This is a genomic window from Phaeobacter sp. LSS9, assembly GCF_003443595.1.
GTDB classification, from domain to species: Bacteria; Pseudomonadota; Alphaproteobacteria; order Rhodobacterales; family Rhodobacteraceae; genus Phaeobacter; species Phaeobacter piscinae.
Window position 1 is genome coordinate 2,370,422 of sequence record NZ_CP031956.1, and the last position, 16,323, is coordinate 2,386,744.

The 16,323-nt window shown below is 59.4% G+C and carries 14 protein-coding genes; 9 read left to right on the forward strand and 5 right to left on the reverse strand.

The window, feature by feature from the left end; translation table 11 throughout:
- The first annotated feature begins 50 nt into the window (after positions 1–50).
- The 3 genes from D1820_RS11425 to D1820_RS11435 all read left to right on the forward strand — a co-directional run bounded on the left by D1820_RS11425 (position 51) and on the right by D1820_RS11435 (position 5,157).
- Positions 51–1,229, forward strand: a complete 1,179-nt coding sequence (locus D1820_RS11425; protein ID WP_118069101.1) for an aminotransferase class I/II-fold pyridoxal phosphate-dependent enzyme — start codon at positions 51–53, stop codon at positions 1,227–1,229.
- 114 nt (positions 1,230–1,343) lie between these two features.
- On the forward strand, positions 1,344–4,505 hold the full coding sequence (locus D1820_RS11430; protein WP_118069102.1) for a DNA translocase FtsK 4TM domain-containing protein: 3,162 nt from the start codon (positions 1,344–1,346) through the stop codon (positions 4,503–4,505).
- 64 nt (positions 4,506–4,569) lie between these two features.
- Entirely contained in the window at positions 4,570–5,157 is a 588-nt protein-coding gene (locus D1820_RS11435; protein WP_118069104.1) for an outer membrane lipoprotein carrier protein LolA, read from the forward strand.
- 69 nt (positions 5,158–5,226) lie between these two features.
- Here the strand turns inward: D1820_RS11435 and D1820_RS11440 are convergent, their stop codons facing one another.
- The 3 genes from D1820_RS11440 to D1820_RS11450 form a co-directional block, all read right to left on the reverse strand.
- Positions 5,227–5,814 carry a hypothetical protein gene (locus tag D1820_RS11440; protein WP_014881399.1) on the reverse strand — a complete coding sequence of 196 codons (588 nt, stop codon included), beginning with the start codon at positions 5,812–5,814 and terminating at the stop codon, positions 5,227–5,229.
- Between the two features lie 127 nt (positions 5,815–5,941).
- Entirely contained in the window at positions 5,942–6,730 is a 789-nt protein-coding gene (locus tag D1820_RS11445; protein WP_118069105.1) for an exodeoxyribonuclease III, read from the reverse strand.
- Between the two features lie 280 nt (positions 6,731–7,010).
- Positions 7,011–7,697 carry a response regulator transcription factor gene (locus D1820_RS11450; RefSeq protein WP_024098715.1) on the reverse strand — a complete coding sequence of 229 codons (687 nt, stop codon included), beginning with the start codon at positions 7,695–7,697 and terminating at the stop codon, positions 7,011–7,013.
- A 195-nt stretch (positions 7,698–7,892) separates the two neighbouring features.
- Between D1820_RS11450 and ribA the strand changes: the two genes are divergently transcribed.
- A complete protein-coding gene (gene ribA / locus D1820_RS11455) occupies positions 7,893–8,981 on the forward strand; it encodes a GTP cyclohydrolase II (RefSeq protein ID WP_118070163.1) in 1,089 nt (362 codons plus the stop codon).
- Positions 8,982–9,016: 35 nt separating this feature from the next.
- The gene (locus D1820_RS11460) at positions 9,017–9,508 is read left to right on the forward strand and encodes a L,D-transpeptidase (protein WP_118070165.1); all 492 of its coding nucleotides are present in this window, start codon (positions 9,017–9,019) and stop codon (positions 9,506–9,508) included.
- Positions 9,509–9,535: 27 nt separating this feature from the next.
- Here D1820_RS11460 and D1820_RS11465 read toward each other — a convergent pair whose 3' ends face one another.
- Both D1820_RS11465 and D1820_RS11470 read right to left on the reverse strand, forming a co-directional pair.
- Entirely contained in the window at positions 9,536–10,192 is a 657-nt protein-coding gene (locus D1820_RS11465; protein ID WP_118069107.1) for a YggS family pyridoxal phosphate-dependent enzyme, read from the reverse strand.
- 112 nt (positions 10,193–10,304) lie between these two features.
- The gene (locus D1820_RS11470) at positions 10,305–11,246 is read right to left on the reverse strand and encodes a porin (protein WP_118069109.1); all 942 of its coding nucleotides are present in this window, start codon (positions 11,244–11,246) and stop codon (positions 10,305–10,307) included.
- A 280-nt stretch (positions 11,247–11,526) separates the two neighbouring features.
- On the opposite strand from D1820_RS11470, the gene D1820_RS11475 reads away from it, so the two are divergent.
- The 4 genes from D1820_RS11475 (at position 11,527) to holA (ending at position 16,248) form a co-directional block, all read left to right on the forward strand.
- On the forward strand, positions 11,527–12,015 hold the full coding sequence (locus tag D1820_RS11475; protein WP_040170090.1) for a DUF3576 domain-containing protein: 489 nt from the start codon (positions 11,527–11,529) through the stop codon (positions 12,013–12,015).
- Positions 12,016–12,120: 105 nt separating this feature from the next.
- Positions 12,121–14,694 carry a leucine--tRNA ligase gene (gene leuS, locus D1820_RS11480; protein ID WP_118069111.1) on the forward strand — a complete coding sequence of 858 codons (2,574 nt, stop codon included), beginning with the start codon at positions 12,121–12,123 and terminating at the stop codon, positions 14,692–14,694.
- Positions 14,681–15,223, forward strand: a complete 543-nt coding sequence (gene lptE, locus D1820_RS11485; RefSeq protein WP_040170085.1) for an LPS assembly lipoprotein LptE — start codon at positions 14,681–14,683, stop codon at positions 15,221–15,223. Before leuS ends, lptE begins: the two co-directional genes overlap by 14 nt.
- Positions 15,220–16,248 (forward strand): DNA polymerase III subunit delta, encoded by a 1,029-nt coding sequence (holA, locus tag D1820_RS11490; RefSeq protein WP_118069112.1) that lies wholly within the window; start codon positions 15,220–15,222, stop codon positions 16,246–16,248. Before lptE ends, holA begins: the two co-directional genes overlap by 4 nt.
- Positions 16,249–16,323: the final 75 nt, after the last annotated feature.

Below are 16,323 nucleotides of genomic sequence, written 5' to 3' on the forward strand. Positions count from 1 at the left end.
AGTTTGATTACAAACGGGGCACTAACGATCCCGGACCTGAGGCCAGATATATGAATTTTCCGGAGCGGTTTTCAAACCTGCCGCCATATGCGTTTCCGCGCCTGCGGGCGTTGCTTGACCACCACACGCCGGGCGGCGACGTGGTGCATATGACCATTGGCGAACCCAAACATGATTTCCCTGCCTGGGTTACCGATGTCATCGTCGAAAATGCCGCCGGGTTCCGAAGCTATCCGCCAAACGAAGGCAGCGCCGAGCTGCGCGGTGCCATCAGCGACTGGATCAAGCGCCGCTATGATGTGAGCGTTGATCCAATGACCCAGGTGATGGCGCTGAACGGCACCCGTGAGGGTCTCTACAACGCCGCAATGGCATTGTGCCCGGAGCAGAAAAACGGCGCAAAACCCGTGGTTTTGATCCCTAACCCGTTTTATCAAGTCTACATGGTTGCGGCGATCTCCGTCGCGGCTGAGCCTGTTTTTGTACCTGCCACGGCAGATACCGGCCATCTGCCCGACTATGCCAGCCTATCGCCGGACGTGTTGAACCGCACCGCCGTAGCCTACATCTGCTCCCCCGCGAACCCGCAGGGCGCTGTTGTCAGCCGGGCATATTGGACCCAGTTGATCCAGTTGGCGGAACAGTATGATTTTCGCATCTTTGCCGATGAATGCTATTCTGAGATCTACCGCGATACCGCGCCTGTCGGCGCATTGAGCGTGGCGCAGGAGCTGGGGGCAGACCCCGAACGCGTCGTTCTGTTCAACTCGCTCTCGAAGCGCTCCAATCTTGCTGGTCTGCGTTCAGGTCTGATTGCAGGTGGCCCGGATACGATGAAGCGCGTGCATCAGCTGCGTGCCTATTCCGGCGCCCCTCTGCCCGCGCCATTACAGGCGGCCGCGGCCCGCGTCTGGGCCGATGAGGCGCATGTTGCCGAGAACCGCGCACTCTATCAGGAGAAATACCGGATCGCGGATCGGGTCTTTGACGGGCTCGATGGCTATATGGCGCCAGAGGCGGGGTTTTTCCTCTGGCTACCGGTCGAAGACGGCGAGACAGCCGCGCTTAAACTATGGCAAGACACTGGTGTGCGGGTCCTGCCCGGCGCCTATCTGGCCCAAGGTGACGGCACCGCAAATCCCGGCAAAGGCTATATTCGTGTAGCGCTTGTTGCGCCCGCGAAACAGACAGAGGCCGCCCTGCACACGTTGCGCAGCTGCCTGTACTGACGTACCCATTGCATGCGCCCCGTTCAGAGGGGGCGCCAAAATAAGAAAAGTCATGGGGACAAAACCCGCGCCAAAAGCGGGACACCCCGACGGACAAGATGAAACGAGGTAGGCATGGCATTTCAGACGCGCAGCCGTGATCCATTGCTGGACAGTACGATGCAGGCGGCCATTGAGAAACGCGGCAAGGAGCTGATCGGCGTCTTGCTGATCGGGCTGGGCCTGATGGTTGCCCTGATGATCGGCAGCTATTCCGCAGATGATCCCAACTGGATGGTGTCAACAGATGCCCCGGTCCAGAATATGCTGGGCCGCACCGGTGCCTCTGTCGCCTTCATTCTGATCACCCTCTTTGGCAAGGCCAGTTGGGCAATTGCGCTGTTTCTGACCGTTTGGGGCGGACGCTGCGTGCTGCACCGGGGGGAGGATCGTTTTCTGTGGCCATTGCTGCTGTCGTTGCCCTGGCTCCTGTTGGTCTCCCTGCATCTGGAAACACTGGTCCCCTCGGAAGCGTGGAAATCAGCCCATACTTTTGGCCTGGGTGGTATGATCGGGTACACGTTCCTTGGCATGTTGCTGGCACTGCTGCCGGTCGGGTTGATCTTTCTCGTCAAATTCCTGTCGCTGCTGACGGCGCTTGGCATGGTCAGCCTCGGCGCGACCGTGCTCGGCTTCACCCGACCCGAGGTGACGCGCGGCCTGCGGTTTGTGCTTGTTGGCCTCATCCTGATCTATGGTGCGATTGCGGGTCTACTTGGCCGGGGGGCCGCCAGTGGCATGCAGGCGGCGCTCAGCTATCGCAGCCGTCGCGCCGAACGCACAGCGGCCGCTGTCGCCATGGCCGATGTTGTCGACAGTGCTGAAACCGATCCGCAGATGTTTGAACCGATGGACTTCGACGATGCCCCGATGGCCGCACCGCCGCTGGGTGCCCCGTCACTTGGGCCAGCTGCTGCGCCCCATGCTCGGGTAGAACCAGCCTTTGAGGCCGCGCAGGAAGACGCCGCCGAGCCGGTTAAGGAAAAGACCGGACTATTTGCCCGCGTGCCAAACCTTATCCGCCGGGCAGATCCCGTCATGCCAGAACCGGAGCTGGTTGAACCAACCCTAAGCGATCTGGATGCCGCCGCAGATCTGGACGGTTTGCCCGGCGATGAACGGATCGCAGAGAAAATCGCCAGCGCGGTGCGTGTACGCCGAGCTGCTGATGTCGCCCCCGAAGTGGATTTCCCGCTGACCAAGGGCCGGGGACGCCGACCTGAACCGCTGATTTTCAATCCCAACCAGGCAAGCGACGGCCTACCGCCGGAGCCACCGTTGACCGGCGCATCCTTGGACGCCATGGGCGCGGCACTGGGGGCGACCCCGCCTTTGCCCCCCGCGCCTGAAACCAGCTTTTCCACCGCCATCGATCCGCATCAGGATTACGATGACGGCGCCTATGATCATCCTGCTGTCGTATCATCCGAGTCGCAGCATGACAGCTCTCCGGAGTTCGTTGATCATGTCGCATCGGAAGATCTGCCACATGCGCCCGCCGTCACCTCAGGTGCTGCACAGGTTCTGCGCCGCACGCCGCAGTCAGCGCAAGCTGCCACGGACACTGCGGCAGCCGCTGTACCTGTATCGCCGCCCGTAGCGCTCCCTGTGGCAGAGCCCCGGCGGGCTGTTGTGGAACAGCCGGTGCGCAAACCACCACAGCCGTCGACGCGCGCCAAGGCGGAAGCACAACCGCCCTTGGCGTTTGAGGACACCAGCAGTGACTTTGAACTGCCGCCGCTCTCTCTCCTGACCAGTCCGGCGCAAATCGAACGTCATCATCTGAGCGATGAGGCTCTGGAAGAAAACGCCCGGATGCTGGAATCGGTGCTGGATGACTATGGCGTAAAGGGAGACATCGTTTCGGTGCGCCCCGGTCCCGTTGTGACCATGTATGAACTGGAACCGGCACCCGGCCTGAAGGCAAGCCGTGTTATCGGCCTCGCGGATGATATCGCCCGCTCGATGTCGGCGCTCTCTGCGCGGGTTTCTACCGTGCCCGGCCGCACAGTGATCGGTATCGAACTGCCAAACGACAAACGCGAAAAGGTGGTTCTGCGTGAAATTCTTGCCTCGCGCGATTTCGGTGATGGCACCCATGCGCTGCCGCTTGCGCTTGGCAAAGATATTGGCGGCGACAGCATGGTCGCCAACCTCGCCAAAATGCCCCACCTGCTGATCGCAGGGACCACCGGCTCGGGCAAATCCGTGGCGATCAACACGATGATCCTGTCTCTGCTTTACAAGCTAACACCGGATGAGTGCCGCCTGATCATGATTGATCCCAAGATGCTGGAACTTTCCGTCTATGATGGTATCCCGCACCTGCTGTCACCGGTGGTGACCGATCCGAAAAAAGCTGTCGTTGCCTTGAAATGGGTCGTCGGCGAAATGGAAGACCGCTATCGCAAGATGTCGAAAATGGGCGTCCGCAATATCGCAGGCTTCAACGGCCGGGTAAAAGAGGCGCTCGACAAAGGCGAAATGTTCAGCCGCACGGTGCAGACCGGTTTTGACGATGACACCGGCGAGCCGGTGTTCGAGACCGAAGAATTCGCCCCCGAAGCCCTGCCCTATATTGTCGTCATTGTCGACGAGATGGCCGACCTGATGATGGTTGCTGGCAAGGAAATCGAAGCCTGCATCCAGCGCCTGGCACAGATGGCACGGGCCTCGGGCATTCACCTGATCATGGCCACGCAGCGGCCGTCGGTCGATGTGATCACCGGCACGATCAAAGCCAACTTCCCGACCCGGATTTCCTTTCAGGTGACCTCAAAAGTGGACAGCCGGACCATCCTTGGTGAGATGGGCGCCGAACAGCTTCTTGGGATGGGCGACATGCTCTATATGGCCGGCGGCGCCAAGATCACCCGTTGTCACGGTCCCTTTGTGTCAGATGAAGAGGTGGAAGAGGTCGTCAATCACCTCAAGCAATTTGGCCCGCCTGAATATATCGGCAACGTGCTGGACGGTCCGGACGACGAGAAGGCGGACAACATCGACGCGGTTCTTGGGCTCTCAACCGGAGGCAACACCGATACCGAGGATGCCCTCTATGACACCGCAGTGCAGATTGTGATCAAGGATCGCAAATGCTCCACCTCCTATATCCAGCGCAAACTCGCCATCGGCTACAACAAGGCCGCACGTCTTGTTGAACAGATGGAAGAAGAAGGCCTCGTTTCCCCAGCAAACCACGTCGGTAAAAGGGAAATTCTGGTTCCTGAGCAATAAATTCGGGGCGGGGCCAATTGGTCCCGCCTCTTCACATTCGTCGCAGCGTCCTTATTTAGAAGCCATGAAACAAATCGCCTACGCCATAGCGCTGACGCTCTGTTCCCCGGCTGCATGGGCAGCCGAGAAGCTGAGCCTGAATGAAGTTTCGCAATACCTGAACGGGATTTCCACCGCCACGGCGCCCTTCAGCCAGATCAACGATGATGGCAGCCTGTCGACCGGGAAGCTGTATATGCACCGCCCTGGCCGAATGCGGTTCGAATATGACCCACCGAACAAGGGCGTTGTGGTCGCAGGTGCGGGCGCTGTGCTGATCCAGGACCCGAAGTCAAATCAGCCACCGGAAACCTATCCGCTGAAGCGCACCCCGCTCTCTCTTATTCTTGCCCGGAACGTGAACCTCGGGCGTGCCAATATGGTCGTCGGCCACAGCTTTGACGGCACCTCGACCATCATCCGGGCGCAGGATCCCAAGAACCCTGAATACGGCAGCATCGAAATGATGTTTACAGGTGACCCGGTTGAGCTGCGCAAATGGGTGATCCACGATGGTTCAGGGGGGCAGACCACGGTGATCCTGGGCGGGTTAAAGACCGGCGTGAAGCTGCCATCAAAGCTCTTCAACACCAGCTCGCCCCCCTCACGCTGATAAGCCACAGACAGAAAAAGCCCCCGCCCAATAATCTGAGCGGGGGCGTTCATCTCAGGGATAGGCCGATCAGCGTGCGCGTCGACAGGTGGCGAGTTGCGTTTGATACATCTCAGCCCGGGCCTGGACCTTTCCAGCGACGCGCAACAGCCAGGGTTTGGACCGGTAGGTTCCCCGCGCATAGCCAGTGTGGCCATCGTGGTAAGCGAGGTACTGGTTACGTGCATCATAGAGCGACACGCCGTTCCGCTCCCGCGTCTGGTTCATGTACCAGCCCATAAAGTCGGTGGCGTCCTTGATGCGATTGCGTTTCGCACCACGCCGTCCAGCTGATCTGCGATAGTCGTCCCAAGTACCGTCCAACGCCTGACTATAGCCATACGCGCTGGATTGCCGCCCCATTGGGATCACCCCAAGCGCAAACCGATGCGGTGTGCGCGCATCGGAACGGAACCGGCTCTCCTGGTGGATAACGGCCATCTGTACGTGCATCGGCACGCCCCAACGTTTCTCTGTGGCGCGGAACGCCTTCAGATACTCAGGCCGCTGCTTGATGATGCTACACGCATTGTCAAGATTGCGAGGCGGAGATCCACTGCCACCGCCGCAGGATGCCACGATCAACAATAGGATCATGGCGCCTATGATTCTGCTCATTGCCTCTGCCTCTTGTAAATCACTGGGCGTATTTTGGCGGCAGTGTAGCCAATCAGGCGCGGTGTGAAAATCACTATTCCGTGGCGCCTATGGCTAGAGTGGCATTGACGACATTGCCCGACACCGATCAGAGGTCAAATGTTGCGAAAACCGGCGCGTGATCACTGGGCTTCTCCCAACCACGGGCATCACGCATCACCCGGCTGGAATGGGCAGCGTTCTTGATATCCGGGGTCGCCCAGACATGATCCAGTCGGCGTCCCTTGTCCGCCGCATCCCAGTCCTTGGCGCGGTAGCTCCACCAGCTGTAGAGCTGCCCGTCAGGAATATCGTTGCGCGTGACATCGGACCAGCCACCTGCGTCCATGACATCTGCGAAATGTTCGACCTCAATCGGGGTGTGGCTCACCACCTTCAGCAGCTTCTTGTGGTCCCAGACATCATCCTCGCGCGGCGCAATATTGAGGTCACCAACCAGAATGGATTTCTCGGGTCGTTCGGCGTTGAACCAGTCGCGCATATCGGTGAGGTAATCCAACTTCTGACCGAATTTCTCATTCACCGCGCGGTCCGGCACGTCGCCGCCGGCAGGCACATAGAAATTGTGGATCGTCACCCCGTTTTCCAACCGCCCCGCGATGTGGCGTGCATGACCTAAGCCTGCAAAATCTTTGTCGCCAACATCCTCGATCGGCAGTCGGGACAGAATTGCCACACCGTTGTAACCCTTCTGGCCGCGCGCAACCATGTGGCCGTAGCCAAGCTCGGCAAACTGCTCCATCGGGATCTTGTCCACCGGGCTTTTGCATTCCTGCAAGCACAGCACATCCGGACCTTCATCCGCCAACAGCTTGCAGACAATCGGCTCCCGCAGGCGAACCGAATTGATGTTCCAGGTGGCTAGGGTAAACGACATTGCGCGCCTCTTTCTGTCAGATCTGTGCTGTGGGCGGGATACTGCCCGCTCCGACGCGGTGATACCAGTGGCCAAATGCCTGCAAGAGGCCGCTCAATCGGCGCGCACGCCCTGCCAGCGCCAAACAGATAAAAAAAGGCCGGGCACAATGGCCCGGCAGTCCAACAGGGAGGAACATGTCATTACCCGGACATGCACGGGAACTCTCATCAGCGCCTAAGGCGCCTGTCTCAATCATCAGCATAGTCACGCGACTTGGCGATTCTATGGCGCTGACATGTCAGATTGCCAGTTTGTAGCCACCCGACTCAGTAACCAGTATACGTGCATTCGACGGATCTGGTTCAATTTTCTGGCGAAGACGATAAATATGGGTCTCAAGCGTGTGGGTCGTCACCCCTGCATTATAGCCCCAGACCTCGTGCAGCAGCACATCGCGCTGCACCACTCCTTCGTTAGAGCGGTAGAGGAATTTCAGGATATTGGTTTCCTTTTCCGTCAGACGGATCTTGCGCTCATCCTCGGTCAAAAGCAGCTTCATCGCAGGTTTGAACGTATAAGGGCCAAGCGCGAATACGGCATCTTCGGACTGCTCATGCTGGCGCAACTGGGCACGAATCCGCGCAAGCAGCACCGGAAATTTGAACGGTTTCGTGACATAGTCATTCGCGCCCGCATCCAAACCAAGAATGGTGTCTGCATCGCTGTCGTGGCCTGTCAGCATCAGGATCGGGGCCTTCACGCCCTGCTTGCGCATCAGACGGCAAAGCTCCCGCCCATCCGTATCCGGCAAGCCAACATCCAGAATGACCAGATCGTAAAGCGCCTCTTTCGCGCGCTCCATCGCGTTCTGACCGTTCTCAGCCTCAAAGACATCGAAGTCCTCGGTCATGACCAACTGTTCGCTCAAGGCTTCGCGCAGATCCTCGTCATCGTCGACGAGCAGTATTTTCTTCAGTTGGGCCATCACCTTGTCCTCCTGTGCTACTCCCAACACATGCGCAGTCCATTCCCCGATCACAAGTTATGCTGCAAAGCTTTCACGCCGACGTGTCCATCAGGCGGGAATTGTTTCACTTTCGCATCGTTTGTGACTACTTAAAGGCGGGCCACCGCAATGGTGCAGCGCCCCAAGACGTCAACGACCTCACAGGATTCCCGCATGAGTCTGATGCCCACGATGATCGATCTTCTGGCCCGCGCGCGGGTAGATTTGCGGATGGGGCTGCCGGTGGTTCTGACAACCCCGGATCAGGCGATTCTGGCCCTCGCGGTGGAGCCGTTGGACACCAAACGTCTTGCCAGCTTGCGGGCGCTCGGTCCTATTGCACTGACAGTGACAGCCCGGCGCGCTGAAACACTGAAGGCTCGGGTCTACGATGGGGATATCGCCCGTATTGCGGTTCCATCATCCGCTGATCTTAGCTGGATTCAAGCAGTTGCCGATCCGGCTGACGACCTGCGTACACCGATGAAGGGGCCACTGCGAAGCGTCAGAGACGGCGACGCAGAACTCCACCGTCTGGCCATTGCTTTGACGAAATCAGCCCGGCTCTTACCTACGGCAGTAATCTGCCCAGTGCAGCATCCGGCACAGTTCGCCCAAAGTCACGGATTGACAACCCTGCCACTCGCCGCTGTTGCACCGCTGATGGTCGAAAGCTCGCCCCTCCACCCGGTGGCCGCCGCCCGCCTGCCGATTGCCGCCGCCGAAGCTGGCCGACTGCATATCTTTCGCCCTGAAGATGGCGCCGAGGAACACTACGCCATCGAGATCGGCAAACCTGACCGCAGCCAGCCAGTTCTGGCCCGGCTGCACTCGGCTTGTTTTACCGGCGATGTTCTAGGGTCGCTGAAATGCGACTGCGGTCCGCAGCTTCATGGGGCACTGGCGCAAATGGGTGCCGAAGGCCAGGGTGTTCTGCTCTACCTCAACCAAGAAGGACGCGGGATAGGTCTGGCCAACAAGATGCGTGCCTATTCCCTGCAGGATCAGGGGTTTGACACTGTTGAGGCCAACCACCGCCTGGGGTTCGAGGACGATGAACGGGATTTTCGCCTGGGCTCTGCCATCCTCAAGGAGTTGGGGTTTTCATCGGTGCGACTGCTGACAAATAACCCGAACAAAATTTCTATGATGGAGAAAACCGGCATCACCGTTGCGGAGCGGGTTCCGCTTAAGGTTGGGGAGACCGCATTCAACCGAGGCTATCTCGCAACCAAAGCCGCCAAGTCAGGTCACATGCTGTGAGACCCTCGATGGCGCGTGCTTTGGGGCCGATGGACATGGTGCTCACACGGCAGGGGCTGCGCTTTGCCGGGCGCCTCCTGCCCTGCACGATTGGGCGCGGCGGGCTGACCCGCAACAAAGCGGAGGGCGACGGGGCGACCCCTATCGGCAGCCATGAGATCGTGGGAATGCTCTACCGACCTGACCGTATGACCCAGCCGACAGACTGGGCGGAACCGATCGGACCTGGTGATCTGTGGTCCGACGCTCCCGGTGCGGTTGACTACAACCGCCACGTCCGCGCGCCATACGCCGACAGCCACGAAGCTCTGAGGCGGGCCGACCCGCTGTATGATCTGATCCTAGTGACGGATTGGAACTGGCCAGATGCCGAACCGGGACGCGGATCGGCAATTTTTCTGCACCAATGGCGCCGCCCCGGATATCCGACCGAGGGGTGTATCGCCTTCTCACGAAGAAACCTGCACTGGCTGGCCAGACAGATTGCCCCCGGAACGCGCCTTATCGTGCCGCCGCTGGCACAGTGACACGGCTTCGAGTTGGCATGCCAGCCCCTAGATCTCGTAGGCGCGGGCCCCAAAAATAGCGGATCCAACCCGAACATGAGTCGCGCCCAGGGCTATAGCGGTTTCGAAGTCACCGCTCATGCCCATCGACAGACCACTCAGACCGTTTCGGGCCGCAATTTTACCCAATAGGGAAAAATGCAGGCTTGGCTCTTCATCAGCGGGTGGAATGCACATGAGACCTTCCACGATGAGATCCATGTCCTGACACTCGCGGATAAAGGCATCCGCCTCACGCGGCGGGATACCCGCCTTTTGTGGCTCTTCTCCGGTGTTCACCTGAACAAATAACTTGGGGCAGTGACCCAACTCCTGTGCCAATCGGGCGAGAGTTTTTGCCAATTTCGGCCGATCCACAGTGTGAATATTCTGAAACAGTTCCATCGCCTGCCGCGCCTTGTTCGTTTGCAGGGGTCCGATAAGATGCAGATCTAGGTCTGAGTAGCGGGCCGAAAAATCCGGCCACTTTCCGGCAGCCTCCTGCACGCGATTCTCGCCAAAACAGCGATGCCCTTCGTTCAGAACGGCCTCAACCCGGTCATCGGGCTGAACTTTTGATACGGCAATCAACTGCACCGATCCTGTGGGGCGATTGGCGTTTTCTTCGGCGGAACGAATGCGGGTTTGAATGTCCTGAAGCGACATGGGGCAGTCTCACTGTGGTCATCTGTTGCCGCAGACAAACACGGTTTCTGCCCAAAAGAAAAGGGCGAGCTCGTAAGAGCCCGCCCCAAGAACCGTAGTGGTTCAGGTCAGCTTAGAAGCTGAACTGAGCACCGAAGTCGGCACGCATCTGGCCGTCGGCGTTGCCGGTTTTGCTTTCGCCGATACCGCCACGCAGGGAGACGCCGCCGCCCAGGTCGTGGATCACGCCCAGACCGATGTTGCGGGTGTCGCCGTCGCCGGAGCCGTCGCCGTAAGCGAAGGTCAGGGTGGTTGCGGAGCTTACGTCGTAAGCAGCGGAGATACCGTAGAAGGTGTCGGATTCGTTGACTGCTGCAACAGATTCGTCACCAACGATCAGGGTACCGGAGAATGCACCCCAGGAACCGCCGAGGGTCAGGACAGTCATGTCGAAGTCTGCAGCTGCACCGTTGTCGGTTTCACCATATGCCAGAGCGGCAGTGATGTTGCCAAAGGTGTAAGCAGCGTGGATGTCGAAACGGTCGCCGTCGCCACCGTTCGCTGCCTGGTCGTAAGCAGCTGCAACAGCGAAGTCACCAACAGCGTAACGTGCGTATACGCCGTTTACGCCTGCGCCACCGGAGGAGTAACCGATGAAGTCATAGTCAGCACCGGAGTACTGGCCCATGAATGTTTCCAGGCCCGGCTCGTTGCCGTAGTAGTTGGGCAGGTTGTCGATTGCGCCAGCAACGTTGCCTACGTCAACACGCAGACCGCCATACTCAACCGAGAAACGCGCGCCGTTCAGGCCAGCTGCGTTTGCTTCGCCGGAAGCGGCATCTTCGTCAGCCTGCATACGAACGCGAGCGGAGAACTTCACGCCTGCGTCGGTTTCAGCGGATGCGTCGATGTTCATACGGAAACGGCTGACGATCACGGTGTCGGAAGTACCACCAACGGTGCGGTCTTCAACGTAACCAACACCAAAGCGGCCGTAGCCACCGAACGAAACGTCTGCTGCTGCAACACCAGCGGTGGCGACCAGCGCAGTCGAAGCGAAGAGAATCTTTTTCATGTTTTTCCCTCGGGTTTAAATGTCCAAGCTCAAACAGGCGCTGAGTGGCACAAGTCTGAGTACGCCCTCCGTTTCGCTCTTTTTGGGGTCGTTGCGCAAGCTTGGGCGCAGACCGCAAAACCTTTCGGCCCGAAGTTGATGCAACCATGTCACAGTATCTTAACCCCAGCGGCATCAACGGCTTCGCACAGAGAGAGTCTATTAAAGAATAGGCTTGTTGCCGCCCTATCGCTTGGCTAGGACTAGTCCGCAACCGGAATAGCAACGGATCTTGCCCATCATGCGCTGGCTTACGAAACTTGGACTCATCTCGCTTCTGGCTGTCACAGCCAGCTGTGGCGCATTCGGCGGCAAGAACCGCGGCGGCCCGTCGACCTACAATGAGAATGTCATTGGCGGCAACCCACGAGACCCAGAGAACATCGAAGGCACAACAATCTGGGATGCCTTCAAACCGACAAAGGCGGAGCAGATCGTTCAGGTGAACCGTTACCTTTGGACGGCGACTTTGGATGTGCTGGATTTCCTGCCGTTGCAGACCGTTGAACCCTACACCGGGGTCATCGTCACCGGCTACGGCACGCCTCCGGGTGGCGGGCGCGCCTATCGCGCCACAGTGCATATCAAGGACCCGGCACTGGACGCCCGCTCGCTGAATGTCTCGCTGCAGACCCGCAACGGTCCCGTCAGCGCCAGCACCGCACGCGCGATTGAGGATGCGATTCTCTCACGGGCGCGGCAGCTTCGGATTGCTGATCGCAGACTCTGACGCGACGCATCCCCTCATTCTGCCCTCTGGAACAGGCGGGCAAACATCACTATCACAAGCGCCAGGCCCCAAACCTGGCGTTTTTATCTACGAAGGACTGCTCTGATGCCCCGTTATGTTGCCCCGGAAATCGAAGCGCGCTGGCAGGAGGCCTGGGAGAAGGCCGGGATTTTTCAGGCAAAACGCTCTGCCGACAAGCCAAAGTACTATGTGCTGGAGATGTTCCCCTACCCGTCGGGCAAGCTGCATATGGGGCATGTGCGCAACTACACGATGGGCGATGTGATCGCGCGCTACAAGCTCTCAACCGGGCATAGCGTTCTGCACCCGATGGGGTTTGATGCCTTTGGTATGCCCGCTGAAAACGCCGCAATGGCGAGCAGCGGCCACCCCAAGGACTGGACCTACGCGAATATCGACACGATGGTCGAGCAGATGAAACCGCTGGGATTGTCGCTGGACTGGTCGCGGATGTTCGCCACCTGTGACGAATCGTACTACGGCCAGCAACAGGCGCTGTTCCTCGACTTCCTTGAAAAAGGTTTGGTCTACCGCAAGAACGCTGTGGTGAACTGGGATCCGGTCGACATGACCGTGCTGGCAAACGAACAGGTCGAAGGCGGTCGCGGCTGGCGCTCCGGCGCGCTTGTCGAACGGCGCGAGCTGACACAGTGGTTTTTCAAGATCTCCGACTATTCGGATGAGCTGCTGACCGCACTGGACACGCTGGAGAACTGGCCCGCCAAGGTGCGCCTGATGCAGGAAAACTGGATCGGCAAATCCCGCGGCCTCCAGTTCAGCTTTGCCCGCACCGACGGTGGTGACCCGATTGAGGTCTATACAACCCGTCCGGACACGCTGAACGGTGCGTCCTTTGTCGGCATCTCGCCCGACCACCCGATTGCCAAGGCCTTGGAAGCCGAATCGGAAGAGGTGGCAGCATTTGTTGCCGAGTGCCGTAAAGGCGGCACCACCGAAGAGGCCATCGAGACCGCCGAAAAGCTGGGTTATGACACCGGCATCCGCGTCAAACATCCGCTGAACCCGGACTGGGAGCTGCCGGTCTGGATCGCCAACTTCATCCTGATGGATTACGGCACCGGCGCGATCTTTGCCTGCCCGGCGCATGACCAGCGCGACTATGAGTTCGCGACCAAATACGATCTGCCGATCATCCCAGTGTTTGAGAACCCTGAGGACAGCTCCCCTCTGACTGAGGCTTATGTCCCGACCAAGGCGGAGAAAGTCCGCTACATCAAGGGATTCGCTGGTAACGACGAACAAACCGGCGAAGAGGCTGTAAACGCAGCCGTCGACAAGGCGGAAGCAGAAGGCTGGGGCGAAGGCGTGACCAAATTCCGCCTGCGCGACTGGGGTCTGTCCCGACAGCGCTACTGGGGTTGCCCGATTCCGGTGGTGCATTGCCCGGATTGCGGCGTGGTGCCCGAGAAAAAAGAAAACCTGCCAATCGCACTGCCCTACGACGAGGATGGCAAGGCGATCGACTTCTCCGTTCCCGGCAATCCGCTGGATCGTCATCCCAGCTGGCGCAACTGCGCCTGCCCTGCCTGCGGCAAGCCTGCACAGCGCGAAACCGATACGATGGACACATTCGTCGATTCGTCGTGGTATTTCGCCCGCTTCACCGCGCCAGATGCGGATACGCCGACCCGGATGGAAGACGCCGAATACTGGATGAACGTCGATCAGTATATCGGCGGTGTCGAACATGCGATTCTGCACTTGCTCTATTCGCGCTTCTTCGCCCGCGCGATGCAGATCTGCGGCCACCTGCCGGAGAAGGCCATAGAGCCGTTTGATGCGCTGTTCACCCAAGGTATGGTGACCCACGCGATCTATGAGAACGCAGAGCGTCGCACCGAAAACGACCGCCCCATCTATCACTACCCCGAGGAAATCGAAGAGCGGGACGGGGCAACCGTAGTCAAAGAGACCGGTGAAGCGGTCAAGGTCATCCCCTCGGCCAAGATGTCGAAGTCGAAAAACAACGTCGTCGATCCGCTCCACATCATCTCCTCCTACGGCGCGGATACGGCACGCTGGTTCGTGCTCTCCGATTCGCCGCCGGAACGAGATGTGGAATGGACGGCTTCCGGGGCTGAGGCTGCGCATAAGCACCTGAACCGCGTCTGGAACCTCTGTGATCGCATTGGTGATATGGACGCCGGCGCCAGCGGCAACGGTGACGAGGATCTGCTGCGCGAAATGCACAAGGCGATCCGCGATGTCACCCTCAGCATCGAAACCTTTGGTTTCAATGCCGCAATTGCCAAGCTCTACAGCTTTACCAACACGCTGGCGAAATCGAAGGCCGGCACCGCTGCTCAGAAACAGGCAATCATGACACTGGCGCAGCTGATGTCGCCAATGACACCGCATCTTGCGGAGGATATCTGGAGCCATCAAGGCGGCGAAGGCCTCTGCGCGACGGCCCCCTGGCCGGTGGCAGACGATTCGATGCTGGTTGAAGACAGCGTGACCCTGCCGATCCAAATCAACGGCAAACGCCGGGGCGAAATCACCGTGGCCAAAGATCTGGCCAAGGATGAGGTTGAAAAACTCGCCCTCGCACACGAAGCTGTGCAAAAGGCGCTGAATGGCAGCGCCCCGAAAAAGGTGATCGTTGTGCCGGGTCGGATTGTGAATGTCGTGGCTTAACCTGAAATATCCGGCCGCATTGGCCGCTGCCTTTCTGGTGGCGGCTTGCGGCTTCACCCCCGTCTATGCACCGGGGGGCACCGGGTCCGCGCTTTATGGCGTGGTGACGGTTCAGGCCCCGGAAACGATCGGGGCAACCGATGATACCGATGCCTATTTTCTGGTTCAGAACCTTGAAACCCGGCTGGGTCGCGGGGGTGGTGCTGACTATGCCCTGGATCTGAAGCTGCGCACCCAAAGCGAAGGGCAGGCCATTACCGCCGACAATGAAATCACGCGCTATTCGATCGTAGGGCAGGCCGCCTATGTGCTGACCCGGCAATCCGATGGTGCCATTGTCGCCAGTGGCGATGTGGAGAATTTCACCGGTTATTCCGCCACAGGCACCACGGTTGAAACGCTCGCCGGGGAACGTGATGCCCATCGACGCCTGATGGTTATCCTTGCAGATCAAATCACCACTGAACTGCTGAGCACTGCGGACCTTGCCACTTCCAGCAGCGAACAGCCTGCGGTTGCCGCCAAATGAAACTAAGCCCGCGCGAGGCGGACGGCTATTTTGCCAAACCGGATCCGAGCAAGACAGGCCTTTTGATCTACGGCCCCGACGCTATGCGCGTCTCGCTGAAACGTCAGCAAATGCTGGCGGCGCTGCTTGGCCCCACCGCCGAAGAAGAGATGCGCCTGACCCGGATGCCCGCAGCGGATCTGCGCAAGGACCCGGCGTTGCTGATGGATGCGATGAAGGCGGTTGGCTTTTTCCCCGGTATCCGTGCAGTGTTTGTCGAAGACGCCAATGATACCGCCGCCCCTGCCGTGATCGCCGCGCTTGAGGCCTGGCAGCAAGGTGATGCGCAGATCATTGTGACAGCCGGGCAATTGAAAGCCACCTCGAAGCTGCGCAAGGCGTTTGAGGGGCACCGCAATGCCTATGCAACCGGCATCTATGACGATCCTCCGTCACGCGGTGAAATCGAGCGTATTCTGGGCGACGCCCGTATTCGTGATGTGCCAGGGGACAGCATGTCTGCGCTGGTTGATATCGCCAATGAGATCGGTCCCGGTGATTTTTCCCGCATGGTGGAGAAACTGGCGCTGTACAAATACGATGACAGCACCCCGCTGACGCTTGACGATATTCAGGCCATCGCCCCGCAATCGACCGAAGCGGCAGTCGACGACATGCTCAATATCGTGGCCGAGGGGCGCGGCGCAGAAATCGGCCCGCTGATGGGGCGGTTGCAGGCGCAGGGCACCAATGCGGTGACCCTCTGTATCGGGGCAACCCGCCATTTTCGCACGCTTTACACCATTGCCTCTGATCCCGGCGGTCCGGCGCAGGGTATCGGGCGGCTACGCCCGCCGGCCTACGGCAAACGCCGTGACAGGCTGCTGCGGCAGGCTCAAAGCTGGGGGGCGTTCAAGCTTGAAACCGCGCTCACCTTGCTGACGGACACCGATCTTCAGCTGCGCTCGGCAGGGCAAACCGCTCCGGCGCTTGCTCTGATGGAACGGGCGTTGATCCAACTGGCCCGCCTCAGTCGGGTGGGCTGAGACAATCATCACTTCAGACTAAGAACGCGGCGTTCCTATCACGGCTGCTTGAGCATGGCTTGACCCCACAGCGGG